At 41.8% G+C, this 25,213-nt stretch carries 24 protein-coding genes; 6 read left to right on the top strand and 18 right to left on the bottom strand.

The genetic code is table 11. From position 1 onward, the window contains the following. Positions 1–65: 65 nt before the first annotated feature. The 6 genes from QZZ55_RS06740 to QZZ55_RS06715 form a co-directional block, all read right to left on the bottom strand. Entirely contained in the window at positions 66–1,229 is a 1,164-nt protein-coding gene (locus QZZ55_RS06740; RefSeq protein ID WP_293266576.1) for an AAA family ATPase, read from the bottom strand. Positions 1,230–1,249: 20 nt separating this feature from the next. Then, positions 1,250–2,155: an alpha/beta hydrolase gene (locus QZZ55_RS06735; protein ID WP_293266575.1), complete on the bottom strand. Its 906-nt coding sequence runs from the start codon at positions 2,153–2,155 to the stop codon at positions 1,250–1,252. Between the two features lie 9 nt (positions 2,156–2,164). Further along, complete coding sequence (locus QZZ55_RS06730) at positions 2,165–2,650, bottom strand: peptidylprolyl isomerase (protein ID WP_293266574.1); 486 nt, start codon at positions 2,648–2,650, stop codon at positions 2,165–2,167. Positions 2,651–2,851: 201 nt separating this feature from the next. Further along, on the bottom strand, positions 2,852–3,052 hold the full coding sequence (locus QZZ55_RS06725; protein WP_028470858.1) for a dodecin family protein: 201 nt from the start codon (positions 3,050–3,052) through the stop codon (positions 2,852–2,854). A 149-nt stretch (positions 3,053–3,201) separates the two neighbouring features. After that, entirely contained in the window at positions 3,202–4,134 is a 933-nt protein-coding gene (locus QZZ55_RS06720; protein WP_293266573.1) for an AEC family transporter, read from the bottom strand. 5 nt (positions 4,135–4,139) lie between these two features. Then, a complete protein-coding gene (locus QZZ55_RS06715) occupies positions 4,140–4,700 on the bottom strand; it encodes a TIGR00730 family Rossman fold protein (protein WP_293266572.1) in 561 nt (186 codons plus the stop codon). Positions 4,701–4,797: 97 nt separating this feature from the next. On the opposite strand from QZZ55_RS06715, the gene QZZ55_RS06710 reads away from it, so the two are divergent. Beyond that, on the top strand, positions 4,798–5,280 hold the full coding sequence (locus QZZ55_RS06710) for a CreA family protein (RefSeq protein WP_293266571.1): 483 nt from the start codon (positions 4,798–4,800) through the stop codon (positions 5,278–5,280). A 14-nt stretch (positions 5,281–5,294) separates the two neighbouring features. On the opposite strand, the gene QZZ55_RS06705 is transcribed toward QZZ55_RS06710, so the two are convergent. From QZZ55_RS06705 to dsbD, 4 genes are all read right to left on the bottom strand, one after another. Then, a complete protein-coding gene (locus QZZ55_RS06705; protein ID WP_366512297.1) occupies positions 5,295–6,179 on the bottom strand; it encodes a LysR family transcriptional regulator in 885 nt (294 codons plus the stop codon). A gap of 127 nt (positions 6,180–6,306) precedes the next feature. Further along, positions 6,307–6,807 carry a DUF1499 domain-containing protein gene (locus tag QZZ55_RS06700; protein WP_293266570.1) on the bottom strand — a complete coding sequence of 167 codons (501 nt, stop codon included), beginning with the start codon at positions 6,805–6,807 and terminating at the stop codon, positions 6,307–6,309. 75 nt (positions 6,808–6,882) lie between these two features. After that, positions 6,883–7,200: a hypothetical protein gene (locus QZZ55_RS06695; RefSeq protein WP_293266569.1), complete on the bottom strand. Its 318-nt coding sequence runs from the start codon at positions 7,198–7,200 to the stop codon at positions 6,883–6,885. 34 nt (positions 7,201–7,234) lie between these two features. Beyond that, the gene (gene dsbD, locus QZZ55_RS06690) at positions 7,235–9,142 is read right to left on the bottom strand and encodes a protein-disulfide reductase DsbD (RefSeq protein WP_293266568.1); all 1,908 of its coding nucleotides are present in this window, start codon (positions 9,140–9,142) and stop codon (positions 7,235–7,237) included. Positions 9,143–9,437: 295 nt separating this feature from the next. Between dsbD and QZZ55_RS06685 the strand changes: the two genes are divergently transcribed. Next, positions 9,438–10,505, top strand: a complete 1,068-nt coding sequence (locus tag QZZ55_RS06685) for a 3-deoxy-7-phosphoheptulonate synthase (protein ID WP_293266567.1) — start codon at positions 9,438–9,440, stop codon at positions 10,503–10,505. A 374-nt stretch (positions 10,506–10,879) separates the two neighbouring features. After that, positions 10,880–11,386, top strand: a complete 507-nt coding sequence (locus QZZ55_RS06680) for a disulfide bond formation protein B (RefSeq protein WP_293266566.1) — start codon at positions 10,880–10,882, stop codon at positions 11,384–11,386. Positions 11,387–11,449: 63 nt separating this feature from the next. On the opposite strand, the gene QZZ55_RS06675 is transcribed toward QZZ55_RS06680, so the two are convergent. The 5 genes from QZZ55_RS06675 to QZZ55_RS06655 all read right to left on the bottom strand — a co-directional run bounded on the left by QZZ55_RS06675 (position 11,450) and on the right by QZZ55_RS06655 (position 18,436). Then, the gene (locus QZZ55_RS06675) at positions 11,450–11,905 is read right to left on the bottom strand and encodes a GNAT family N-acetyltransferase (RefSeq protein WP_293266565.1); all 456 of its coding nucleotides are present in this window, start codon (positions 11,903–11,905) and stop codon (positions 11,450–11,452) included. 12 nt (positions 11,906–11,917) lie between these two features. Beyond that, positions 11,918–12,622, bottom strand: a complete 705-nt coding sequence (locus QZZ55_RS06670) for a GNAT family protein (RefSeq protein ID WP_293266564.1) — start codon at positions 12,620–12,622, stop codon at positions 11,918–11,920. Positions 12,623–12,868: 246 nt separating this feature from the next. Next, on the bottom strand, positions 12,869–14,068 hold the full coding sequence (locus tag QZZ55_RS06665) for a M48 family metallopeptidase (protein WP_293266563.1): 1,200 nt from the start codon (positions 14,066–14,068) through the stop codon (positions 12,869–12,871). A gap of 127 nt (positions 14,069–14,195) precedes the next feature. Then, positions 14,196–17,378, bottom strand: coding sequence for an efflux RND transporter permease subunit (locus QZZ55_RS06660; RefSeq protein WP_293266562.1), 3,183 nt, complete (start codon positions 17,376–17,378; stop codon positions 14,196–14,198). 2 nt (positions 17,379–17,380) lie between these two features. Continuing rightward, positions 17,381–18,436: an efflux RND transporter periplasmic adaptor subunit gene (locus tag QZZ55_RS06655; protein ID WP_293266561.1), complete on the bottom strand. Its 1,056-nt coding sequence runs from the start codon at positions 18,434–18,436 to the stop codon at positions 17,381–17,383. Positions 18,437–18,687: 251 nt separating this feature from the next. On the opposite strand from QZZ55_RS06655, the gene QZZ55_RS06650 reads away from it, so the two are divergent. Then, the gene (locus QZZ55_RS06650) at positions 18,688–19,338 is read left to right on the top strand and encodes a CBS domain-containing protein (RefSeq protein WP_293266560.1); all 651 of its coding nucleotides are present in this window, start codon (positions 18,688–18,690) and stop codon (positions 19,336–19,338) included. A 17-nt stretch (positions 19,339–19,355) separates the two neighbouring features. Here QZZ55_RS06650 and QZZ55_RS06645 read toward each other — a convergent pair whose 3' ends face one another. The 3 genes from QZZ55_RS06645 to QZZ55_RS06635 all read right to left on the bottom strand — a co-directional run bounded on the left by QZZ55_RS06645 (position 19,356) and on the right by QZZ55_RS06635 (position 21,223). Next, positions 19,356–19,889 (bottom strand): YaeQ family protein, encoded by a 534-nt coding sequence (locus tag QZZ55_RS06645; RefSeq protein WP_293266559.1) that lies wholly within the window; start codon positions 19,887–19,889, stop codon positions 19,356–19,358. A gap of 6 nt (positions 19,890–19,895) precedes the next feature. Beyond that, a complete protein-coding gene (locus QZZ55_RS06640) occupies positions 19,896–20,153 on the bottom strand; it encodes a TIGR02647 family protein (RefSeq protein WP_293266558.1) in 258 nt (85 codons plus the stop codon). A gap of 179 nt (positions 20,154–20,332) precedes the next feature. Next, positions 20,333–21,223, bottom strand: a complete 891-nt coding sequence (locus tag QZZ55_RS06635; RefSeq protein WP_293266557.1) for a neutral zinc metallopeptidase — start codon at positions 21,221–21,223, stop codon at positions 20,333–20,335. A 183-nt stretch (positions 21,224–21,406) separates the two neighbouring features. On the opposite strand from QZZ55_RS06635, the gene QZZ55_RS06630 reads away from it, so the two are divergent. Both QZZ55_RS06630 and QZZ55_RS06625 read left to right on the top strand, forming a co-directional pair. Continuing rightward, positions 21,407–22,474, top strand: coding sequence for a nucleoid-associated protein (locus QZZ55_RS06630; protein WP_293266556.1), 1,068 nt, complete (start codon positions 21,407–21,409; stop codon positions 22,472–22,474). Between the two features lie 385 nt (positions 22,475–22,859). After that, on the top strand, positions 22,860–25,145 hold the full coding sequence (locus tag QZZ55_RS06625; protein WP_293266555.1) for an EAL domain-containing protein: 2,286 nt from the start codon (positions 22,860–22,862) through the stop codon (positions 25,143–25,145). The last annotated feature ends 68 nt before the right edge of the window (positions 25,146–25,213 follow it).

Below are 25,213 nucleotides of genomic sequence, written 5' to 3'. Positions count from 1 at the left end.
AATATCAGACTAATGGCTGATTATCAATATTCTTATGATGACTATAACGTAGCAACTTGTACAGATTACTTATCGGGCCAATACCAAGGCGGTTCATCAAACATGCCGAGGCCTTTTACTTCTGTTTGCCCTAATTCTTTTTCCAGCTCAATAGCATGGCAGTTTGGGTCTTGATTAAGCGCTGCTATTAAGCGGTTTGAGTGTGAGACTACCCATACCTGAGTGACTTTTGATATACGAATAATTAAGCGGGCAAGTGCGGGTAACAAATCAGGATGCAGGCTTGTTTCTGGCTCATTCAGCACCATCAATGAGGGTGGCCTTGGCGTTAGCAATGCGGCGATCAATAATAAATAGCGTAATGTTCCGTCTGATAACTCAGCACCGGTTAATGGACGTAATAGTCCATGCTGATAAAACTCAATAGAAAACCGCCCATCTTCATGCGGCATTACGGCAACTCTTGCACCCGGAAATGCATCAGCTATGGCATGATCCAGTACGTTAGGGTCACCAATTTCACGTATGGTTTGTAAAGCAGCGGCTAGATCACGGCCGTCATGGTGCAAAACCGGTGTGCGGGTGCCAAGCTGTGGTTTGCGTGCAGGCGCATCGGCATCTGTCCTGAAGTGATCGTAAAATCGCCAGCGCCTTATTAACTCGCGCATATGAAATACTTCAGGCGCAACACCAGGGTCTGCCACCTGATCAAACAAGCTATCAAAACTGTTTAGATGCTGTGCTACAACGTCCCAGCTCCGGCCATTGCGTAGCTTAACTGCGGGTCCGTTTCGATCAACCAAAGATGATGCATGCCGGTAAAAACCGCCCGCCCAAATTGCCTCTCGTTTTATCTCAGGGTCTAAGCTAAATTGTGAAGATGATGGAGTAGGCAACCCTAACGCAATAGAGTATCCGTATTCCTCTGTCGCAAACCCTAGGCGTAAGCGCTTAACCTCCTGTAATGGACCACCTTGAACAGGAACCACGCCTTCTTTCATGCGCTTTGATATTTTTTCCGGTCCCGCCCAATAGGTTGAACTTAAGCCCCCCTCACGCGCTAATGAGTTAACAACCCCTCCTTGTGCAGTATCCGCCAACAAGCGCAATGCCTTATACAAGTTAGATTTACCCGTACCATTGGGGCCGGTAATAACATTAAGCGGCCCCAACGGAATGATTAAATTCAAAATAGAACGGTAATTATTAATCGCTAAGGAGGTGATCATATTGCATCCTACTCTTCACTTTAAAACCGCAGCAAATGCTTAACATGCAAATAGGTTTCTTTTGGCCTTTCTTGCATAAAACAATGCCCACCCTCTACTTCTGTCAGTTGAATATGAGCATTAGCTTTTTCTGCTCGTCTAACTGCTGGCGGAACAAAAGGATATGTCTTGGTACTGTGCAATATATGCGTATATTCGGGTAACTGTGAGATAGCTGGCCACAGCTTTTTGGGGTAGCCAGAAAATATACGCGCTTCTAGCCAAGGAGGACAACGTAACTGCCATTCGCCTTTTTCATTGGGTTTAATCGCATGATCGATATAACTATCTAGGGATGCTGGCGTCCAGCTTTTAAATACCCCTCGGCCTTGCAAATTATTACGTACGTCATCTCTGCTCGCCCATGTATGGCGCCTTTTTTTTGCTTGCTTCACATGAGGCAAGCGTCCTGCTACTCCGACAATATGCAAAAACCGCATCACAGCAATCATGGATTTAGGATAGATAACGGGATCCAGTAATATGTACTGATCAAACCAGCGTCTTTGTTGATGCAACATGAGTGTCGTCGCAATAGCACCAAAGCTATGTGCTAGCCCAATAACGGGTAATGTAGGATCCCAGCTCTCACTGAAGGACTCATAACAAACAAGCGCACGAGCTGTTAATGCCTGCCAATCGGAATACGACTCTCGTGAAGCATGGTCACTATCACCATGCCCTTCAAACGAGCCAAGAAACAAGTCATATTCTTCATGAAACAACTCAAGAAATGGCCAGTACGTTAAACTAGGCAGCCCAGTCCCGTGTAGGAAATGGATAATGGGGCGACCATTATTACCACAATTGGGTGACATCCACCCTCGCAGGATTAATGTACCGTCATCATGTTCCCACGGGATCAATGCATCTTGCGCTTGTTTCATAAGTTAAGGTCAGTCGTGATGATGTCCGCCAGCCCCGTGTGCATGACCATGCTGAATCTCTTCAGCCGTTGCTTCACGGACATTTTTGATATCAATATCAAAAGTAACGACTTTGCCAGCAAGTGGATGGTTAGTATCTACCGTCGCCATGAACTTACCCATTTTAACGATTGTCACTTGTCGGTTACCTTGCTCTGTTTGCACAGTAGCGGTCATACCGGCTTTCCATTTTTTTGAGCCTTGCAAGTGCTTAACGGGTACTCGCTGAGTAGGCTCTTCAGTTCTCTCGCCATAGGCATCAGCTGGTTGCAATGTTTCAGAGACTTGGTCGCCAGCACTTTTACCTTCCATTACCTTCTCAAGCCCAGGAATCATACTGTTATGGCCGTGCAAGTAAGCGACAGGTGAGCCTTCATCTGTTGCTTCTATAATGTCACCGCTTACGTCTTTCAGTGTATAAGAAAACTGAACCACTGAATCTTTTGCAATCTGCATAAAATGTCCTTAACGCTATATAAAAAGAGAGATATTAACAGTAAACCATAAGTGACTCACAACATTAAATACTCAATATAAAGATGGGATTAAAGCGGGCCTATAAACGCTAAGTATTAGCAAAACGTAAGATTCTATCTAAAGTGCGTTAACGATAAAACAGCAAAAGAGGGACGATCCCCCCTTTCACGTAATATTTACTTAATCCAAAACAAAGGTGATTTTCATTGTCACTCGATACTCTTCAATTTTTCCATTTACAACGGTGGCATTCTGGTCTTTAACCCAAACAGAACTAATGTTCTTGATTGTTTTAGATGCACGCTTAACCCCTTTTTGAAGGGCGTCATCAAAGCTTTTTTTAGAAGACGATGTAACTTCAGTAATTTTTGCAATAGACATTCGGTCTCTCCAAGTTGAGTAAAATACAGCTATTTACCCTGATAAAAACTTAATCAGTTCAAGAGCACTGATTAAGAATCTATCAGTCTTGGTATAGGTTTAGCTCTCCTACCATTAATAAGGCATGAACTAAAAGATTCGTAGCAATATTACTGTAACCAGCTCATCCACAGCGTCACGCTTGCTAAAGAAACCACAGTCGTTACAACTACAATTTGAGACGTTTCTTTTTCGAACACATCATATTTAAGTGCCACTACATGCGCTAGCGCCCCTGTAGGCAGTGCTGTAAGTAATACCGTGGTAGCTATCCAGATAGGATCTTTTACGTCCAGCAGCCAAAATGCCGCCAATGTAAGTGCAGGGTGAATGCACAACTTCACCAGAATCATCCATCCTAATTCTGCTAACACTATCGTAGTTTTAGCAAATTGCAGGCTGGCACCTAAACAGAATAAAGCAACGGGTATCGCAGCAGGTGCGAGCATATCCAACAGAGTTTGAATAGAATCAGGCATGCTTACACTGTTTGCAGAAACCAGTAGCCCTACCACTGTTGAGATGAAAATTGGATTTCGTAGTAAAGAACGATCCAAAATGGCTAAAATAGGCTTAAGGCCTAGTTCTTTTTGACGAACAGATTCTATCAATAACTGGGCACCACCAATGAGAAAAATGTTCCCAGCAAGAATGATGCTAACCGTAGCGGCATAAGCTACATCACCAAATATCGCGAACGTCAGCGGGATTCCCATATAAGCATAATTTGCAAAAGTACCGTTTAAGGCACGCAGTACTAATTGCTCAGTGTTATCTGCTTTAAAAAACACACGGCTACCAAACACAACAATAAACGCGGTAACAATAACACCCAAAAAGAAAGCGGCCAGTGCAGGGCCATTTATCAAATTATCTATAGAGGCTTTACTGGCGGCATTAAACAATAAAGCGGGAACAGCTAAGTAATAAACAAACTGATTTAACCCAGGTAACATCTTGATATCAAAGATAGTTCGCTTTGCTACATACCCCAGTGCAATCATTAAAAACAGGGGCAGAATTGATTGAAAACTCAATAACATAAAGATCAGCTCCACTTCTCTTGTGGGGCTTCATAATGACGAAGCATATCTAATAACTCTGCAGGGTCTGTGCTCACCTGCATCATGTTGGCATATTCAGGTTTCATGAACTCTTGTTTCACTACCGTATTAATAAACCCTAATAATTGATTGTAATAGCCATCAACATTTAAAAATCCACACGCTTTTTGATGGTAACCAAGCTGCCCCCAGGTCCATATCTCAAAGATCTCTTCTAACGTGCCAATACCACCGGGCATTGCAATGAATGCATCTGCCAACTCAGCCATTTTAGCTTTTCTCTCGTGCATGTCTGCGACGATAAACAGCTCGGTAACACCCTTGTGCTCTATTTCCCTTTCTTTTAAGGCAAGAGGCATGACACCATAAACGTTACCCCCTTCCTCTAGGACCGTATCGGCAATTACGCCCATCAATCCGGTTTTACCTCCGCCATAGACAAGCTCATGGCCAGCATCGACTAATAACCGCCCTAACCGCTGTGCCTCCTTAGTAAAGATAGGATTAGCTCCAGCACCAGATCCGCAAAAAACTGCTATTTTCATTTCAGATTCACTTTTTTAGTGTCACAATATACATCAGCTTAACAAAATTAATTTTCTAAAGTAGGTACAGTTTATTACCTATTTTCATGAGGCTAACATGCTCAAGTTTATTTACCTTATCCCTTTTTTCTTTATGACGACCCTTCTTTCAGGCTGCTCAGATAATGAAGTAGGAAATGTAAGCTTGGGCGTATTTACTACAAAAGACATCAAACTAGTTATCGTTGAAGATCCAATAATTACTGGCGTTAGCTGCCATATTGCGCATGTTGAAGCTAATTTAGATTTTTCTGACCCATCTGATATGTCAATCGCATGTCGCCAAACAGGCCCCATTACTCTTCCAATGATCGCTAATATCGATAAAAGCAAAGGTGGTGAGGTTGTATTTAAAACATCAAAAAGTATCCTCTTTAAGAGCCTAAAAGTAAGACGTATCTACGATGCCGAAAATAAAACGATTATTTATGTGAGTTATTCAACAATAGAAGTACAAGGTAGCCACAAGCACTCACTTTCGACTGTGCCACTCTGGGGTAACCCTGTATGGGATGAAGTTGATTCTCTAGTGAATAAATAACGAAACTAGTGTAATCAGTAAGTCGTTAGCAAAACATCAACCAAACCTTTAGCAGCCGACGATAGAGGGTAACGACGCCGTGTTATTACCCCTACCTGCCTTGATATAATAGGTGCTTCAAGCGCGCAACACACAGCACCTAACTCCGTCATTTGTTTAAGACACAGAGATGGCACGACACTCACACCTAATCCTGTTGAGACCATTCGACCTATTGTTGCTAACTGGTGCGTTTCAAACTGCGGAATTAACACTAACCCCTCCTCGTCAAGCATCATATCTACCAATAAGCGAACGCTTGAAGGGCGCTGTAAAATTATAAAGTCACTTTCAAGTAGCTGCTCCCATTGAATGACAGACGCTTTTGAGAGGGGATGGTCTTGAGGCAATACCGCAATAAATCGATCATCAAACAGCGGATTAAATAATAGATCCTCTGTATCTCCCGGATCAAAAGACACTCCCACTTCAACACGACCGTCTCTCACCATATCAACCACATCTTCAGCGATCACATCATGAACGGTCATATTGATATGCGGGTATTTGTCGCGAAAATTTCTAAGCGCCGTCGGCAGCTGATTTGATGCAAACGATGGCATGCTAGCAATTGCAACCTTGCCACGAAACAGTGAAAAGCGGTTATGCATCTCCTCGTAAGCTTCATCAAGATCAGCCAATATACGCTGAGCAGTCGGGTAGAAGGCTTCACCCTCTGGTGTTAATGATAATGTCCGGGTCGTACGTGATAAAAGCGCTCCGCCTAACTCGCCTTCTAGGTTTTTAATTGCGACGCTCAGAGCGGGTTGTGAAAGGTGTACAACCGCACATGCCTCCGTAAAACTATGCGTTTTAGCGACAGCGACAAAAGCTCGAAGTTGTTTAATCGTTATATTCATAAGCAAAGCTTATTATTATGTGAGATTAATACAAGAAATAAATATTAAACACAGCACCCAATGCTATTCATTTTGTGCTCTTTTGAATCATTCTACCCTTTTGCCAAAGGAAGCAGACACGCCGGCTTCATTGCAAACGTCTGATGATTGCGCTTTTTAACAACTCAACTCTTTTTTTGTTAACGCCAAAATCGCTATGCCCAACACGGGACGATGACCTAAAGTGAACCAGGTTACTATGTGGATCAAGACGTATTTCTAAATCATCAATAAAGCCAAATAAAGAAGACTGATAATTGGCAGCAAGATACAGAGCACCTTTTGGCTGTGCCTCTCTGCCTAGTAACTTACCACCTGATTCAGTAATTGATTCCTTAATGACTAAGAGAATGCTGTTAGAAGACAAACCAGAACGCACGCTTTCTTCTTTTAAGCGAAGAGGTAATATGAAGTGCGCGGCATCCTCTGGATGCTCACTGCATACACAATTAGGCTTTTGTGAGCATGCAGCCAAGCGGTCATCAACAATACCTACTGGATCACTTTTTTTGGAAAGATAACCCAATACAAAAAAATAGATAATAACGACGGAAGCCGCAACAACAACTAACGTTAAGAAAAGCTTCATCGTATTACTACCTCATCATTTTGACTGAAGATAAAAAGAAGAGGCTGGTGGCCGACCACCAGCACATTGGTGCGGTTACTTTAGCTTGTAGAATTCACGATTTAAATAGGCTGCCACATCACTTACATCTTCAGGGAACCAGCCCACATCAAGGTTAGTATTGCACCCCTCAACTCTACTTTCTAGCTTCGCTAATGTAGTAGCTTTACGGCTTTCACTTCGGTAAATATCGGCGGAATGGCACGTTTCACAATTAACGTCAGTGCGATGTTCTCCATTAATAGTTCGCTCGATTTCCACCTCTTGATACAGTTCCAACCCACTATCGGCGTTGCCTGCAAATGCAGTCGACGCACTCAACAATAAGACTGTTAGCAATGAATGTAATTTCATCTTTCCTCCCTGTGGCTCGTCGCCATTATTATTTTTATGCTCCTGTTAGCCGCGTCAGGTGGCTAACAAAATCAGACGGATCAATAACACCTATTAATGTAAGCTCCGAACGTAGCACGCCTGATTGGTTATAAAAAATAAGTGCAGGCGGGCCAATTACTTTATAGGCTTTGCTAAGAGCCTTTGACTCATCATCATTTGCCGTTACGTCAACTTTAATACGTACAAAACCTGACAAGGCTTGCTGCACTTTAGTATCGGCAAATGTGACATGTTCTAGCTCAATACAAGAAATGCACCAGTCTGCGTAGAAATCAAGCATCACCGGTTTACCCGATTCTTTTGCTTGTTTCAAAAGCGGCTCTAACTGGCCTATCGTTGTTACAGTCACGAAACTTAATGTATTTAGTTCAGAAGCTGATGCTGAATTAGAACTCAGGCCCTTAAGTGGGTAAATTAGACTTTTGCCTCCTGAGAACACCCCTATCAATAAAGCTGACCCATAGAGCAATAACATGACCCCAACACCTTTCCAAAGCTTTAACCAGCCTTTGGCATCATGGGCAATAGCATCAACAGCACGCATATAAATAGCAGCAATAATAAGAATGATTGCTGTCAATGTCATGGTGACAGTTACAGGCACAACACGGTCAAGCATCCATACCGCCATCAATAATAAAGCAACGCCAAAACCCGCTTTGATTGAGTCCATCCATCGACCCGCTTTAGGTAATAATTTCCCTGCCGAAGCTCCTATTAACAAAATTGGTACTCCCATCCCCATACTCAATGTAAACAAAGCCAAACCACCCATCACTGGATCACCCGTTTGACCTATATAGATAAGTGCTCCTGCCAGAGGAGCCGCCATGCATGGGCCGACAATTAAAGCTGACAATAACCCCATGACTGCGACACCAGTCACGGTTCCACCTTGTTGATGATTACTGGTTTTGTTTAATTTGCTTTGCCAAGCATTTGGTAACTGAAGCTCATAAAATCCAAACATTGATAGCGAAAGCAACACAAATATCAGGCTAAAAAAGCTTATTATCCACGCATTCTGAAATGCGGCTTGTAAATTCTCACCAAACAAACCAGCAAGCACACCCGCAATCGTATAAGTCACAGAAACTGCCAACACATATACCGCTGAAAGAAACATCGCTCGTCGCGTAGTTATTCTATGCCCGTGCCCTGCAATAATGCTTGAAATAATAGGGATCATAGGAAAAACACATGGCGTTAGAGACAAAGCTAAACCGGCAAGAAAAAAAGCGCCTAATGTTAACAACAAGTTATCGCCCGATAGAAGGCTAGCGAATTGATCTTGCTCGCTCAAAAGTGCTACCTGCACAGAAGTGGCTTTTGATACAGGCAAAGCCATTTCATTGGCAGCATTTTCCGGCATGACTTCTTTTTTAAGGTTATCGCTTACTTCCGTTACGAGAACATCCGCAGGAATGTTGTTAAGCGAAAGCTGCTTCGTCACTGGCGGATAACAAATCCCGCCTTCCCAGCAACCTTGATAAGTGATTTTAAGGTACCCGTCAGCAGGTTGCCCCGTTAGGCTACGAACCTGCAGAGTGACTTCAGCCTTCTTATGGAAGACTTCAACCGTGCCAAATAACGGATCATCTTTAGTATCCGTTTCACTATTTAAACGGCTTACAACTTCCAAAGTATCGGAAGAAGTAACTTTCATACGGTCTCGATATAAATAATAACGATCAGGTATATCCCAACGCAGATAAACCTTACCGTTATCACTCACTTGAGGAACAAAAATATATGCCTCTTCTACGGGCAGAGGTCCGTCACCTGATTGGCCTACTTCATTTTTCTTATCAAAAAAACCGGCATGTGCAGATGCTGCACTCATGACCAGAAATAGAAATATCGTTATACTTTTCACTGCTGTTTTTATTACTCTCGGCACCGCAGAGGTACTCCTGAATCATCATTTGATAAGCTATGGACTACAGGTGGTCAGTTGAGTTCTGTTTAAAGAATGAATTTATAAAATATGATCCTTTCTCAACAAAAAACCCAAGACAATATTTAATAAACATTGTAACACTACTCTTTATTCTTATCCTTTCAGGTTTAGTCACCACTTACATCCCAGAAACCCTTATATATGTCATGACTTTATGGTAAAAAGATGCGTACTTATGATTACGCGTACGGCCAAGTTATCGGCTTGTACTGAATTGCTTCAGGAAAAATGTACCATGACTGATAATCGTGTAGAAAACCTTAATGTAGAATCTCATTCGGTTCTGATCACCCCCGAAGATCTTAAAAACAAATTACCGATCAGCGAGACTGCCGCAGCCGCCGTTATTGAGGGGCGTAAAGTCATCCGTGACATTCTAGACGGCACAGATAAACGCCTTTTTGTAGTGATCGGCCCATGTTCAATTCATGATGTTGATGCGGCTATTGAATATGGAAAGCGTCTTAAGAAATTATCTGAGCAGGTTAAAGATTCTATTTATGTAGTCATGCGCGTGTATTTTGAAAAACCTCGAACTACGGTTGGCTGGAAAGGCTTAATAAACGATCCGCACCTAAATGACTCCTTTGATATTCAGGAGGGCTTACATATTGCGCGTAAGTTAATGTTAGACCTTTCGGAAATGGGTCTTCCATTGGCTACTGAAGCATTGGATCCAATCTCTCCTCAGTACATGCAAGACTTAATTTCTTGGTCTGCTATCGGCGCACGCACTACTGAATCTCAAACCCACCGAGAAATGTCTTCAGGTTTATCCTGTGCAGTTGGCTTTAAAAACGGAACTGACGGCGGCCTTACGGTTGCAACAAATGCATTAAAGTCAGTCCAGCACCCACATAATTTTCTGGGCATAAACCCTGACGGTCAAGTCTCTATCATTAGAACTAAGGGCAACCAGTATGGTCATATCGTTTTACGTGGTGGAGATGGTAAGCCAAATTATGACTCAGTAAACGTTTCTATCTGTGAACAAGCACTCGATAAAACGGGCCTCAAGAAAAACATCATGATCGACTGTAGCCATGCAAACTCAAGCAAAGATGCTGCACTACAGCCGTTGGTTGCAGAAAATGCTGCCAACCAAATCATCGAAGGTAACAAATCCATTGTCGGCTTAATGATTGAATCCAACCTAGAGTGGGGCAATCAGTCAATCCCTGACAATTTGGAAGATCTCAAGTATGGCGTATCGGTCACTGATGCTTGTATCGATTGGCCAGCAACAGAAAAATGCTTAATCGAGATGAATAAGAAACTTAAAGACATACTCCCAACACGCTAAAACACAGCGTATATAGGGCTCTTTTATTCAATTAGAGCCCTTTTTATATTATCGGGAAATTTTAGTCACTTGCCAAAAAAACCTAAGCAGCCATATTCTTCAATCGCTATTTCTCTCATCCGATTGGCAACAAAAAATATTCATCATCCACATTACGGGTTTTTGCCCTAAATATTACAACATACATATGATTCTTCCATACTATATACAGTGAATAGAACAGTTATTGTTTTAAGAACGTTCTTATAGACTCAAAGCATAAGAGTGCATGAGTTCATATGTTATATTTTTCATCTGTTCTTTCGTATCTGTTAAACTTTTTTGAAATTATGACGTCCTATACTACCTAGCTCCATAAGAAGGATTTTTCACCTATGCTTTCCCTGTTTCGCTGTATTAACCGCTCAGCCTTCTTCTGGCTTGCAATGATGGTTCTCTTTGTCAGCATGGAATCTATCGCTTTATATTTTCAATATCAATTAGATTACGGCCCATGCGTATTATGTGTACATATTCGTGCTTGGGTTCTAGCCCTACTCATGACCTCAATATTGGGCTTTTTTCTGCGAACCTCTCATATAGGGTTAGTGATATCCAACTTTACCGCCTTGGCTTTCTCGGTAGGCATGTTAGAGCGCGCGTACACAACGCTCGGTATAGAGAGAGGCTTTGTCGATGGAAGCTGCACCCTAAACTCAGGTTTTCCTAGCTGGCTCGCCCTAGACAAATGGATGCCGACATTATTTGAACCATGGGAAGCCTGTGGCTATACGCCAGAACTGCTATTTGGAATAACGATGGCTGAAGGTTTAATAACTATCTCGGCTGGATTATCACTCGCCATGCTGGTGATGCTCATTAGCAGTATTAAGAAAGCGTAATACATACGAAAAGCCATCATAACTTAACTATGATGGCTTTTATTAGTATTTATCTTTTAGCATTTAATCAACAGAAATCTGATATGTCTTCCACTGAGTTCTTGTTGCGAGCTTGTCATACACCGCCCGTGCTCGGTAATTATCTTCAGCAGTTATCCACCTAACATATGGCCAGCCATGCATTTTGGCGGAGTTTTTAAGTGTACTAAATAACACCTCAACAACGCCTTCTCCACGGACCGATGTATCTACGTATAGATCATCGAGAAACCCTACCTTAGCCCCACGTAAAGGGGATAGCATTTCTCGATAGTGCATAAACCCAGCCGCACACCCCTGCTCATCTTTTGCTATCAATGCATAAAACCGTGTGCTGTCATCGAAAATCCACGACCAGACATTATCCAATATTACCTGATTCATAGGTACTTGATAAAAACGAGCATAACTCTGGTACAAAACTTCCCATTGTTCTCTATCATCCTTGTTTAATGGCGTAACCAATACTGTGCCTTGCATTTTATTCCCCTCCTATCGACAGTCTTGTAAAGAGCACTTCTGTTGCCCTTTATCATCAAAATTTTCCTCATCTAACCATTTATGAAAAATTTCTTTTAATTCAGGCCACTCTTTATCAAGCATAGAAAACCACGCAGTGTCTCTATTTCGTCCCTTATAAAGCGTTGCTTGACGGAATATTCCTTCATACTTAAAACCAAGACGTAGAGCAGCTTTCTTGGAGCCTTGATTGCATGAATCACACTTCCATTCATATCGGCGATAACCTAGCTCATCAAATACGTAAGCCATCATGAGATACATGGCCTCTGTTGCCATCGGCGTTTTTTGCAAACAAGCAGAAAAGTGAATATGGCCAACTTCAATAACACCTACACGAGGGTCAATACGCAAAAAGCTGACCAGCCCTATTGCTTGCGATGATCGTTCATCAATAACGGAATAAAAAAGGGGATCATTACCTGAGCATGCATTCTCTAGCCAGACATCAAATTCTTTAGAGTTATGAAAAGGCCCATATGGAAGATAGGTCCAATCAGCTTCTTGGTCTTTTTCAATAAAGGCCTGGTATAGCTGGGCACCATGTAATACGGGATCAAGTGGCACTAACCTACAATACTTACCCTGCAGGACTATACGCCTAGGGCTTGGCCGCTCTTCCCATTGATTAAGCTCACCTCCAATAGGTTGCCCCAAATGATTCATTCTCTCATTCATACCCTACCACTCCTTACTGGAAGTATTAATTCATTAACTAAAACACACAATCTTGCCTCAAGCGGCTTGAAGTAATCCAAGGACAACTAGGTAAATATGAATAAAGAATAGAATGATAAATGGACCAAGAACAGGTCCATTTTCATACAAAACAGTAGAGCCACTTTGATTTTGTTGCGCTTTCACATAGGTGATAAAGGTATCTGAGAACAAGCCGCCTTCAACCGGCAAACGGCTTATTCGTCATTAATCTAGTTCGGGGTTTTCATTGAGCAATTGGTCTACCAAGAAAGCAGGGATTTCTAATCGATGAGCAATTTCACGTAATACAACGATTTCTGCATGATGCGCTCTACTCTCAGCCTTTGCCATAACGCATAAATCCCTTAATACTTGCATACGTTTTGGTAGCGTATTGTATTTGACAACTTGATCTACACGCTTAGGTAGTTCTTCTCGTAATTTTTCAAGATTAAAATCTTCTCGATATTTATATTTACCAAAAAATTTCTCAAAAATTTCTATTTCTTCTTTTGATATCTCTCCATTAGCGTTAGCCACTAACAAACAGCCTGCGAACAGTAGATGGCGCATTGCTAACGAAGCGTCTGATTTGGATTCAAGATAACTCGGTTCCATTAGGGTCATAATTCCTTCAACACCCAGCTCGAGTGTCTCTACATTAACGCCCATGGGAATCATGTGTTGTGAGTGGTGAAATAACTGCAGTGCTTTAACTCGCAAAGGGCTAAATGGGTGAGTCATAAACCAGTCTTCCATTGGTGCTCCTGCACCCGGAGCCCCATCTTCTAGTTTCATATCGTCCATTTGCTTGAGAAAGTCACCAAGATTAAAACGAATAATAGAGCTTGTTACTCCAGAGGACAGTTTAAATAAAGAACGAGCTACTGCATGTAAATTTTGCGTACAAAAAGCACCTGCACGGTCAGCAGATATTTCAGCAAAACGCGACCAGCTAGTAAGCTTTAAAGCCAAATCCGGGGATATAGGTGCCTCCCCCTTTAATAGATAACCTACAGGTATATCATGATGACCATAAATAAAGTGCCCTAGCTCATGCCCCATTACAAATCGTAATTCCTCTTCATCAAAACTATCGAGTAAGCTTGATGAAAACATAATGAATAACCGCCCTTCTTCAGGCTTTACGCATGCTGCATTAAAATGAGGACTTGAATAGGCATACAGCTCAACCGGCAAATCCACACCCAGTTTAGCTATGCAATCTTTTGCTATGCGCGTAAGGCTAGGCGCCATAGCTGGGCTCAACCTAACCGATGTCGACAATAAACGTCGTCTTACTCCATGCTCGCCTTGCGCTTCAGATTGAGCAATTTTCTTATTGATTGAGATGACTTCTGGTGCCTGCATTAACTGTGCAGCCAATGCTAAGTCGTGCTGTGAGCGAATCGCATTTGCATTCATTTTAATTATTCTTTTTAAGAGTAAGGGGCAACACGGCATATAAAATTCACCGTACTAACATAGTCTCTATACTAAAGTAATAAAGATGAACGTAAAGTAGATGACTAATAAAGAAGTCATTTCTCACCTATCGGCGTCGCAATAAACTGTAATAAAGCAACGGGATAACAATGAGTGTTAGCAAGGTGGATACCAGTAAACCAAAAATCAAGCTCACTGCTAACCCATTAAAAATGGGATCATCTAATATAAAGAATGCTCCCATCATTGCAGCCAGCGCTGTTAATATAATGGGTTTAGCTCTCACACTGGCCGCCATAACAACCGCTTCTTCTAAGGCTGTTCCACGCTCGATTAGATGATTGATAAAGTCCACTAGCAATATTGAATTACGTACAATAATTCCGGCAAGCGCTATCATCCCAATCATCGAGGTAGCGGTAAACTGAGCACTTAATAGTGCATGCCCAGGCATAATTCCAATCATCGTTAATGGAATAGGTGCCATTATGACTAACGGAACCATATAAGAACCAAATTGCGCAACGACGAGTAAATAGATGAGGATAAGGCCTACAGAGTACGCGACCCCCATATCCCTGAAAGTTTCATAAGTGATTTGCCACTCACCATCCCATTTCACTGAATAATCATGCTGGTGCTCAGGCTGACTGATAAATGTTTGCTCAAGTTTATCCATCTTACTCACCATTTCAAACATCCCATACAGGGGGCTATCCTGCTCTCCTGCCATATCACCTGTGACGTATACCACCGGCAATAGATCCTTATGATAAACGCTTTTTTCCCACGCTTTTTGCTGAACCGTTACTACTTCGGAAACAGAGATAAGCGTCCCATTACGGCTCTTAAGCTTAATATCCAGCAATGAGTAGACATCTGACTTTCCCGATATAGGCAACTCTATTCGCACAGGAATTGGATATTTAGCATGCCCAGTATGGATATAAGTCACATTCTCACCATCAAGTGCTGCTGCTATTGTAGAGGCGATATCTGCCTGACTAATACCTAATTGAGCAGCCCTTATACGATCAACTTCAAATACAATACGATTTGCCTCCGCTTCGATACTCGTATCAATGTCTACTAGCCCTTTTGTCTTTTTGAATAGTGCCTCAAGCTCATGCCCAGTTTCGATTTGGCCTTTATAATTTGGACCATAAACCTCTGCTACTAATGGAGCCATCACAGGGGGCCCTGGTGGTACTTCAATAATTTTTATTGCGGCTGAAAACTCTTCAGCAATACGGGTTAGCTGTGGGCGGACTGAAAGTGCAATTTCATGGCTTGTACGGCTACGGTCCTTTTTCCCTGCTAAGTTCACTTGCAAATCGCCTTGATTAGGTGATTTTCGTAAGTAGTATTGGCGCACTAATCCATTAAAGCCAATAGGCGACGCTGTTCCAGCATAGCCTTGAATATTCAACACCTCTTCAACATTTAATAACGAATTAGCCATTTCCGCTAACACCCTATTTGTCTGCTCTAAAGGTGTGCCTTCAGGCATATCCACCACAACCTGAAATTCACTTTTATTGTCAAAAGGCAACATTTTCAATATCACTAACTGCCCTACGCCCAAGGCAATCGCACCTACAATTAAACCTATCAAAGATAAACCTAAGGCATAGCGATTTAGGCGTTTATGCACACCCAAGAAAGGCGTCATTACTCGAGCGAATGCATTATGTAATCGTGAATGTTTATGTGAAGCGCTAGCTGATGTTTTAGTGAGATTACTTTCTTTAAGCACTGCCCCTTTATATTTAAGCAACTTAAAACAAAGCCAAGGAGTAAACGTGAAAGCAATGATGAGTGAAAGAACCATCCCCATCGATGCGTTTATAGGAATAGGACTCATATATGGTCCCATTAATCCGCTAACAAACGCCATAGGCAATAAGGCAGCAATAACCGTAAAGGTTGCAAGAATTGTCGGCCCACCCACTTCATCAACGGCTATCGGAATCGCTTCAACTAGCGATTTATCATTCAGCTCCATATGACGATGAATATTTTCAACAACAACTATGGCATCATCGACTAAGATCCCAATTGAGAAAATGAGAGCAAACAAGGAAACTCTGTTTAATGTGAACCCCCATGCCCATGAAGCAAAAAGGGTTACCATTAACGTCAGGATGACTGCAGCACCAACGACTAAAGCCTCGCGTCTACCCAACGCTAGAAAAACCAAAGCTATCACTGACAACGTTGCAAATATGAGTTTTTTTATAAGTGTATTGGCTTTATCATTTGCCGTTTTTCCATAGTTCCTTGTCACCGTGACATCAACGCCCTGAGGGATTAAATGCCCTTTAAGATGCTCGACTCTTTCTAATACATTATTAGCAATATCTACAGCATTTTCACCCGGCTTTTTACTAACCGATAGAGTTACGGCCGCATCAACATTTCCACTACTTGCGTCTAGCGTCCACACATATTGCTTATTTTCTGCGGCATAATGCTTAACCTCTGCCACATCTTCAAGGTATATAGGGCGATTGTTAATCATGCCTATAACTAATTCTTTTAGGTCATCAGATGTTGATAGAAATGTTCCCGCAGTAACAGGTGTATATGTATTATCGCCAATAAAAGCACCGGCATCTTTTGCAATATTACTAACAAGCAATGCTTGCCTAAGCTCATTGATAGAGATGTTACGAGCCGCCATTTTTTGAGGGTCTAATAAAACACGAACGGTTTGCTCGGGGCCTCCAATGGTGTCTATATCACGAGTCCCAGGGACTCGTTTTAACTCAGTTTCCAACGTGTGAGCCACTTGTCGAAGCTCATATGCGCCACGCAAAGCACCTTTACTATGAAGTGTTAATGCGACAATAGGAACATCATCAATTCCTTTGGGCTTAATAATAATTGTTCCAATGCCCAAATTAATAGGACGCCAGTCAAGATTAGAGTAAACCGCATTATAGAGCCGTACTAATGCTTCTGTTCGCTCGACTCCAACTTTATACTGTACTGTTAGCACTGCTATCCCTGGGCTAGAGACAGAATAAACATGGTCAATATCTTTAATTTCTCCCAAGATTTGTTCAAGCGGCGTGCTAACTAACGCTTCCACATCAGCAACTGAGGCACCAGGAAAAGGAACCATTACATTAGCCATAGTTACATTAATTTGCGGCTCTTCTTCTCTTGGCGTCACCATTGCTGCAAAAATACCCATCAGCAAACCAATTAAAGCCAATAAAGGTGTTAATTGAGAACACATAAAGCGTTTAGCAATAGCACCAGACAATCCTAATGGCTTAGCCATCGCTATTGCTCCTCTTTAACAGAGTCTTTCGTTGCGATAATCCCAGCCTTTAAAGGGTCTGTTAAAATAGTTTCATTGACCATTAGACCGGAAAGAATTTCAAGTTTATCGCCATAATGGTTACCAATTCTTACTTGGCGTAACAGCGGTACTAAGTCACCTCGTTTCTTTCCTAGTACATATACTCCTGCAATCTCAGATCGATAAACCATACTTGTTTTAGGTATTAGCAGACGCTCTTTTTCACCAATATTAACGGCAACTTTTACTAATTGGCCAGGATAAAGTCCTTCCTGAGAAGTATTTATTTCAAGCCTCATTCGAACAGTACCTGTATCAATATCACCAATAGGAAAAAACGTAATTTTTGAAGGAAGTATTGCTACTCTATTATTCATAACCACATTAATAAGCGGGTTTTTGCGAACAGTGCTGACTATCGACTGTGGCACATCAACATAAACACGTAAATGGCTGGGGTCAAAACCACTCATTAGCGCCATGCCTGGCTGAACAGCCTCTCCCACTTCAACATGTCGCCCGCTAACCACCCCACCGTAAACCGCTTTTATTTCGGTATATGACACCTGCTGACGCGCCCGATTTAAGGCAGCTTGCGTATTAGAAACACGTGCTTTGGCACTGTTATAACTGGCTAGAGCACTATCGTAGTTTGCTTTGGATAATAGTTTTTTTGCGTAGAGAGCTTCCACTCTGCCGAATTGTTGAGAGACTGCTTTTTGATTAGCAGAGGCTTCACTCCAATTCGCTCTAGCCTGATTTAAAGCTTCGTTTTGATCAGCACCGACAAGCTTCAGAATAACAGTACCAGCAGGAACATAGTCTCCAATATCAACCATGACTTGATCAACCAAACCACTTGTTTGAGCAGATACCGTAGCCTGAGAAATAGCCTCAACACGCCCTTCAAGGAAGCGCTGAAGCGGCATTGTGGTTTTCACTACGGTTATTGATTTCAATTCTTGGGCAATCAGAGCTTCAGGGATACTCAACATAACAAATAAAAGCAACAACCAAGACACCGCTAAACGAAACATACAATACCTCGACAATAAGAATTGCACTTATTTTAGCACATTCTAATATAATGCCAACTCACTATTTTTATTCGATATCTAGTCGCTTTATTCTGACACTATTCTGGAAATATTCAGGTTCGAGTCAGTATTCTGTACAACGATGTAGCGTATTATTGAATGTTTTTTAAAGATCGTTGACTAATAGCTATAGAATTAAAGTAAAAAGTCTTCTCGCCGATAAAGTAGATATTGTAGTTCGGAGAAATTAAATGGCGTTGTTAATCTATGACAACGGGAATCTCGTAAAGAACCCGTCAGCTGCACAGTTTCCACAGCGCGGTGTTGCCGCCACTAACAGGAGTAACACTGCTAAAAACTCCTTACAAAACAACACCGTTGGAAATGCCAAAATCACAACTCAAGCCAAAACTGTGAACTCGCCACTAACGAGCGGCACACGATCAACTATGGTTTCATCTCGCCTTTACGAAGAAACAGGACGCAAGTCAGACACGCTACAAGACCGCCGACGCCTTATCGCTTTACACATAATGAATGCACCCGTCGTTACCGTTGGGCAGTTCGAGACGATTAAATATGCTTGGGAGTTAATGCAACAAGAGAACATTAATCATTTAATTATAACCAATGCTAATGGACACCCGTTAGGCGCAATTACTGGCGAAAACCTTCTGCGTTCAGGATCAGACTCTAGTGCTTTTGTTGGCAATTTACTCAGTGTCGCGCTAATTGCTGTCAGCCCCGAAACCTTAGTCCGTGAAATTGCTTTGATTTTTATGGAACAAAAAGTAAGTTGTGTTCCTGTTGTTGATCAGGAACATAGTGTAGTGGGAATAGTTTGTCGCAGCGATTTACTGAGCTTATTAGTAAGCGGCCCCAATCACGAGCAACGGGTATAACATAACGGCATTAACAACTACAGAAGCTGTTTAAACCCCAATGAAAGTTGCTTTTCATCCTTGTTCAGAAAAATTTCAGCGCCCGTTATCGTCATTGTAATAGATACTGTTCGCTCTATTAAATCTGAAAGCTTAGCAGATTCCTCTGCATTAAATTGCCAAACATCTACTCGCGGAAGGTCTCTAAAAGCATCTTGGGCACGTGCCCACCAAATATCAGCCTCTCGCCCAAAAGCGTATAAAGAAATCTTTGGAGATCGGCTAATCGCCTTACGAATACGCTCTGGTGTTGCTTGCCCTACCTCAATCCAATGATTGACCTGACCGTCTAAAGAACATTCCCAAATATCTGGTTCGTCAGTAGCAGATAACCCACGACTAAATTGCAGATCCTCATGATAATTCAAACCGAATACCATCAGTCTTATCATCATACGCTCGAGTGTTTCTGAAGGGTGCTGTGCAAGTGTAAGTTTACAGCTGGTATAAATATCACGATTCATATCTACCAGCTGCAACTCCACCTTATAGATGGTTGGTTTGTGTGCCATATATTTTTAAGACGTGGTGTCTACTTGAACTGGCGTGGTTAAAATCAATATGAGATTTTGTGAATGCTCAGCAGCATCATGGCCTAAGTCTGTTAGGTAACCACCATCTTCCTGAGAGATTAAATCTTTATCAAATAAGCGTTTAGCTGCATCGACCATTTTAGGCCCTGCACTTTGGTGCACTTTAATACCTTCTTGTGTTGTACCCAAGTTAAAGTGATTTAATAAATTCAGTTCATCAACCAATTCAGCGTTGTACGGCATTGTTTATTTCCTTACATCATTTTCTATGCCAGCAGCATAGAGCTTATAAGCCTTCCCGTACAGCCCCAGAGCAAAAAGATAATATCCATGAAGAAATAAAGTGATTGAAATCAAGCCTCTTATAACTAGCTAAGCCAGTGTTAAACCATATTTAGATCAAAATACAGTCCCTTAAAAAACTAACCAAAAGTGTTACAACTTTGGACATCGCCACGCGTAAACCCTACATTAAACCACTTAACTCGCTGAGCTGATGTTCCATGCGTAAAAGAATCGGGTACAACATACCCTTGTGTACGCTTCTGGATAGCGTCATCACCAATTTTACTTGCTGCATTCATCGCTTCATCAATATCACCCGGCTCAACAATATTTCTAACACGATTGGCATGATGCGCCCAGATACCCGCTAAACAATCCGCTTGCAACTCGAGCTTCACAGACAGAACATTAGCTTGCGGTTTTGGCATACCGCGCTGCATTTTATGGACTTTTTGCAATATACCAAATTGTTGCTGTACGTGGTGGCCAACTTCATGAGCAATAACATAAGCCTGAGCGAAATCGCCAGGTGCACCAAATGCATGTTTCAGTTCTTCATAAAAGCTAAGGTCGATGTATACTTTTTGATCGCCAGGGCAATAAAACGGCCCCATCGCTGACTGAGCCATCCCGCACGCAGACTTCACCGAGCCACGAAACAGCACTAAGCGTGGCTTTTGGTACTGCTCACCCATCTTCTGGAATAGAGGGTTCCATGTATCTTCTGTATCTGCCAAAACTACCGATACAAAATCAGCCATTTCATCGGTAGGTGCCGATGTTTGATAATTGCGTTCCGTCGTTTGGCTGTGAGTTTGAGTTGGAACCCCACTACCACCTAAAAGCATGTTCAAAATAGTACTGGGATCACCACCCAATAGCATGACAACAACCGCAACGACAATAATGCCTATGCCACCTTTTTTACCGCCGCCAATACGAAAGCCTCTATTAGCACGACCCGAGCTCGCCTGTTCAGTACGGCGATCTTCTACATTAGTACTGCGGCGACCACTTTTCCAGCGCATCGAGCTTCTCCAAAAGTTGTTTTCTTAATGAATATCATGCAAAAAACGTATGTACTACACCTTAACTTGTGCCTCAACGAGCATACAACGCCAATATGATATCTAGCTTGATGTAAGATATCCCTGACATTCACCTGTCTTTCACATAAAATTCAACTTTGATTTAAAGATCTGGGAATACCTGTGGAATTAAAACACCTAGTAATTAGAGAACTCCATAAAGAAGAAGATCAGGCTACTGCTATCAGCGAACGTGGCGGCAGCGTTAACACGCAGCATCCCGTTGTACCCGACATGGTTCTGGCTTTAAATAACGCTTTAGCAAGACGTTCAACGCTTACACACGGATCTTTCAACAAAGAAAATCGAGATGGCTATCCCTTCATACACGCTTTCGAAAGCTATCTATCACATGAGCAATCCCCTACTGATTTTCTAAAACTTGCTGATTTAGGTATTGCTCAACTTGCAGCAGCCATGGATTCATCCTCTTCAGACTCGGCTGTCGGCGGATATATTATTTTTGCCCATTATCAACAAGAGCGCTACGAGTTTTTATTAGTTGCATTAGTGCGCAATCGCTCAACAATATCCCTAAACGACCAACTCAGTCCCACTGAGATAAATGAAGTAGATTTAGATAAGCTACATCAAGCTGCTAAGATCAATATAACTTCATATCAAAAAGGTAAAGATAGCTACTTAAGTTTTATGGGCACAAAAGAAAAAGGCGATGTTACGCACTATTTCTCTAATGCTTTTGGTTGTACTGACGTCACTCCTTCTAAGAAATCCACCGGTGACCTTATTCGTGCTACCCGTGATTTTTGTACACAAAATGGTATGTATGACGAAAGAGAACAAGTTGTCGAAGATGTCGTTAGTTACTTAAGCCGCCAGAGGTCTGAAAAAAACACAGCTAATTTACCAGAAATTGAACAGATATTTGATCAACATATTCCTACCGAAAAAACTGAAGAGATCACAGGAAAATTTGGCCGCTTTGCAAACAGTGAAAGATATCAAGTTAGCCAAGAGTTCCAACCGCATACACATACACTAAATGCCCACACCAAATTGAAAGCAAAAGCGGATAACTGGCAAGTAGACTTTGCTAAACGCTCGCTTGGTGCGGCAGGATCCGGCAGTGATATTGAGTTTGATGAAGATAAACAAATATTGATATTACGCCGCATGCCAAGCCGCGTTGTCGAACAGATAAAGCGTGCTTTAGAAGGTGAAGAAGACTAGAAAAGCATCGAAGGCTAAATTGCACCACTCTCTCACTAGAATCCATATTTGAGCGAGTGGTTTGCATACGAAGCGTATCAAAAATCTTCTAACTATTTCAAACAAAATTTGTAAATCCTAGCCACACGAAAGACCGACAAATACTTTCTACACTTACCCTACCCCACATACCATTTCTATTCATAGCCCTCACTAGCGACCAATTCTCTACAAGTTTGCTATATTGTAATAACGAAGCTAGTACAATCACGATTACAAACAAGCACTCGTGTTTCAAACACAAAACATAAACTTGCATTACTATAAAAGCAGCGCTTCAAATACACATATAAAGGAGTACCGCAAAACCAGGTGAAATTATTAATGCTATAAATCTGGGGGCAAGATGAATAAACCGAATAAATCTAAAATTGATTTACTGGAAGAAATCAAATACTTGCGCACGGAATTAGCCTCAACAAAACTGACCAAAGAGCAACGTACTGCTGAACTGTACAAAAGCGAGGAACGATTTGCGCTTGCTATGCGTGGCGCCAGTGATGGGTTGTGGGATTGGGATTTAGAATCCAATGAGGTGTACTACTCACCTCGATGGAAAAGCATGCTCGGCTATAATGAGAATGAGCTCGAAAATAATTTAGACACATGGGCGTCACTAACTCACTGTGATGACAAAGACTTTGTTCTGCAGAAAGTGCACGATTACTTATCGGGAAAAACAAGCGTATTCGAAGTTGAAATGCGCATGTATCATAAAAGCGGCCACTATATTTTCATCCGATCTCGTGCATTTAAAACCATGCTTGGCTCAAGCGATGTACCGGCTAGATTAATTGGAACCCATGTAGATATAACGCTTCGTAAAAAAACTGAAATATTTGATCGACGAAATACAAATATTTTAGAAATGATTGCGAAAGGCATTACAGCATCAAAAATCTATAATGAAATCGGATTACTATACGAAGAGCGCAACCCAGGAATGCGTTGTTCAATGCTTGAACTAGAGGGTGAAACACTACTCCATGGCGGAGCACCTAGCTTACCTAAAGAGTACTGCGATTCTGTTAACGGCCTAATAAGCGGGCCCGATATTGGTTCATGCGGTACATCGACCTATACAGGGAAACGAGTACTTGTTGAAAATATTGAATCAGACCCTAAATGGGCTAGCCTAAAAAGATACGCCTTACCTCATGGCATGCGCTGCTGCTGGTCCGAACCAATAAAAAGCTCTTCAGGAAAAATATTAGGTGCATTTGGCATGTACTACGACTTTCCATCACTTCCGAATGAAGATGAATTAAATGATTTAATCTCGGCAGGAAGGCTCACCGGCATTATCATGGAAAGAGAACACAATCAAAAGTTGATACGTAACTTAGCCTATACAGATAAACTTACTAGCCTCTCCAGCCGTGCTCATTTGTATCTTCACCTTAAGAGCTTAATCCAAAAAAAACCAGAAAACAGAATCCCATTCAGCGTTCTTTATATTGACCTTGATAACTTTAAACACATTAACGACAGTCTTGGTCACGATAGTGGTGACTACCTCCTTCAAGAAGTAGCCAAGAGATTAAAATACATTAGCCGCGAGGTTGATTTTGTTTCACGTCTTGGAGGAGATGAATTTTGTATTGTTATCAGAGACATTATAAGCAGCTCACATCTTGCCGAGATAGCTCAGCAATATCTTGAGGCAATATCAAAGCCAATAAACTTTTCTGGTAGAAAATTTATCCCCACCTGTAGCATCGGTGCAGCTCGATATCCAAGTGATGGGAGTAATTTACAAACACTGTTAAAAGCTGCAGACACTGCTCTTTACGCTGCAAAGGATTACGGTAAAAATCGCTTCGCATTCTACAATAAAGAACTCACTAGAAAAGCCGAGCACCGCTTTAAAGTAGAGCAGTGCCTTCGAGAAGCCGTTGATAAAAATCAGCTATCACTCGTTTACCAACCACAGGTTGATATCAATACGGGTACTATTATTTGCGTAGAAGCACTATCACGCTGGGAACACCCAACGTTAGGTCATGTTTCACCAACTGAGTTCATTCCAATAGCAGAACGCATCGGCATGATTCAACCTCTAACGGAGTGGGCATTAAATACAGCAAGTGAACAATCAGTTTCCTGGAAGCAAGCAGGGTTTTCATCTGTTCGAATTGCGGTAAATATATCTCCTAGCCACTTTCTCGAAAATGATCTAGTACCACTCATCAACCGAGTTATCAGCAGAACAGGTCTACCTGCAACAGAGCTAAAACTGGAAATTACTGAGAGCAGCATTCAGACAAGCAAGAAAAACTTGTCCATTTTCAAAGAGCTCAAACAATTGGGTGTTTTACTTGCTATCGATGATTTTGGTACAGGCTACTCATCCTTCGCTTCATTGAAACATTTAAATGTAGATTTTCTTAAAATTGATAAGCACTTCATTGATGACATGTTATCTGACAAGAAGACACTGCTACTCATTAAATCCATAATAGAAATGGGACACAATCTTGGATACAAAATTATTGCAGAAGGTATTGAAAATACTGAGCAACTCAATATGCTCAAAGAACTTGGCTGTGATAACGCCCAAGGCTATTTATTTAGTAAGCCAGTCAGTGCCCAAGGCATTTCAAATTTATTGCGGAACCAGACTAACAATTAAAAAAGCCACTCACGTTTAGATGAGTGGCTTTATAATCTACAACAATCCTTTAGATCGCTGCTAATGAA

This window comes from Neptunomonas sp., assembly GCF_016744175.1.
GTDB lineage: Bacteria > Pseudomonadota > Gammaproteobacteria > Pseudomonadales > Balneatricaceae > Neptunomonas.
This window is presented reverse-complemented; position numbering and strand designations above follow the sequence as displayed.

Coding starts and splice junctions, on each gene's coding strand:
- QZZ55_RS06685 (WP_293266567.1), top strand. CDS start 9,438: ATGACTGATAATCGTGTAGAAAACCTTAATGTAGAATCTCATTCGGTT.
- QZZ55_RS06680 (WP_293266566.1), top strand. CDS start 10,880: ATGCTTTCCCTGTTTCGCTGTATTAACCGCTCAGCCTTCTTCTGGCTT.
- QZZ55_RS06660 (WP_293266562.1), bottom strand. CDS start 17,378: ATGGCTAAGCCATTAGGATTGTCTGGTGCTATTGCTAAACGCTTTATG.
- QZZ55_RS06705 (WP_366512297.1), bottom strand. CDS start 6,179: ATGAATATAACGATTAAACAACTTCGAGCTTTTGTCGCTGTCGCTAAA.
- QZZ55_RS06720 (WP_293266573.1), bottom strand. CDS start 4,134: ATGTTATTGAGTTTTCAATCAATTCTGCCCCTGTTTTTAATGATTGCA.
- QZZ55_RS06640 (WP_293266558.1), bottom strand. CDS start 20,153: ATGCCGTACAACGCTGAATTGGTTGATGAACTGAATTTATTAAATCAC.
- QZZ55_RS06740 (WP_293266576.1), bottom strand. CDS start 1,229: ATGATCACCTCCTTAGCGATTAATAATTACCGTTCTATTTTGAATTTA.
- QZZ55_RS06700 (WP_293266570.1), bottom strand. CDS start 6,807: ATGAAGCTTTTCTTAACGTTAGTTGTTGTTGCGGCTTCCGTCGTTATT.
- QZZ55_RS06645 (WP_293266559.1), bottom strand. CDS start 19,889: ATGGCACACAAACCAACCATCTATAAGGTGGAGTTGCAGCTGGTAGAT.
- QZZ55_RS06725 (WP_028470858.1), bottom strand. CDS start 3,052: ATGTCTATTGCAAAAATTACTGAAGTTACATCGTCTTCTAAAAAAAGC.
- QZZ55_RS06695 (WP_293266569.1), bottom strand. CDS start 7,200: ATGAAATTACATTCATTGCTAACAGTCTTATTGTTGAGTGCGTCGACT.
- QZZ55_RS06735 (WP_293266575.1), bottom strand. CDS start 2,155: ATGAAACAAGCGCAAGATGCATTGATCCCGTGGGAACATGATGACGGT.
- QZZ55_RS06635 (WP_293266557.1), bottom strand. CDS start 21,223: ATGCGCTGGAAAAGTGGTCGCCGCAGTACTAATGTAGAAGATCGCCGT.
- QZZ55_RS06650 (WP_293266560.1), top strand. CDS start 18,688: ATGGCGTTGTTAATCTATGACAACGGGAATCTCGTAAAGAACCCGTCA.
- QZZ55_RS06675 (WP_293266565.1), bottom strand. CDS start 11,905: ATGCAAGGCACAGTATTGGTTACGCCATTAAACAAGGATGATAGAGAA.
- QZZ55_RS06670 (WP_293266564.1), bottom strand. CDS start 12,622: ATGAATGAGAGAATGAATCATTTGGGGCAACCTATTGGAGGTGAGCTT.
- QZZ55_RS06710 (WP_293266571.1), top strand. CDS start 4,798: ATGCTCAAGTTTATTTACCTTATCCCTTTTTTCTTTATGACGACCCTT.
- QZZ55_RS06715 (WP_293266572.1), bottom strand. CDS start 4,700: ATGAAAATAGCAGTTTTTTGCGGATCTGGTGCTGGAGCTAATCCTATC.
- QZZ55_RS06625 (WP_293266555.1), top strand. CDS start 22,860: ATGAATAAACCGAATAAATCTAAAATTGATTTACTGGAAGAAATCAAA.
- QZZ55_RS06730 (WP_293266574.1), bottom strand. CDS start 2,650: ATGCAGATTGCAAAAGATTCAGTGGTTCAGTTTTCTTATACACTGAAA.
- QZZ55_RS06655 (WP_293266561.1), bottom strand. CDS start 18,436: ATGTTTCGTTTAGCGGTGTCTTGGTTGTTGCTTTTATTTGTTATGTTG.
- QZZ55_RS06665 (WP_293266563.1), bottom strand. CDS start 14,068: ATGAATGCAAATGCGATTCGCTCACAGCACGACTTAGCATTGGCTGCA.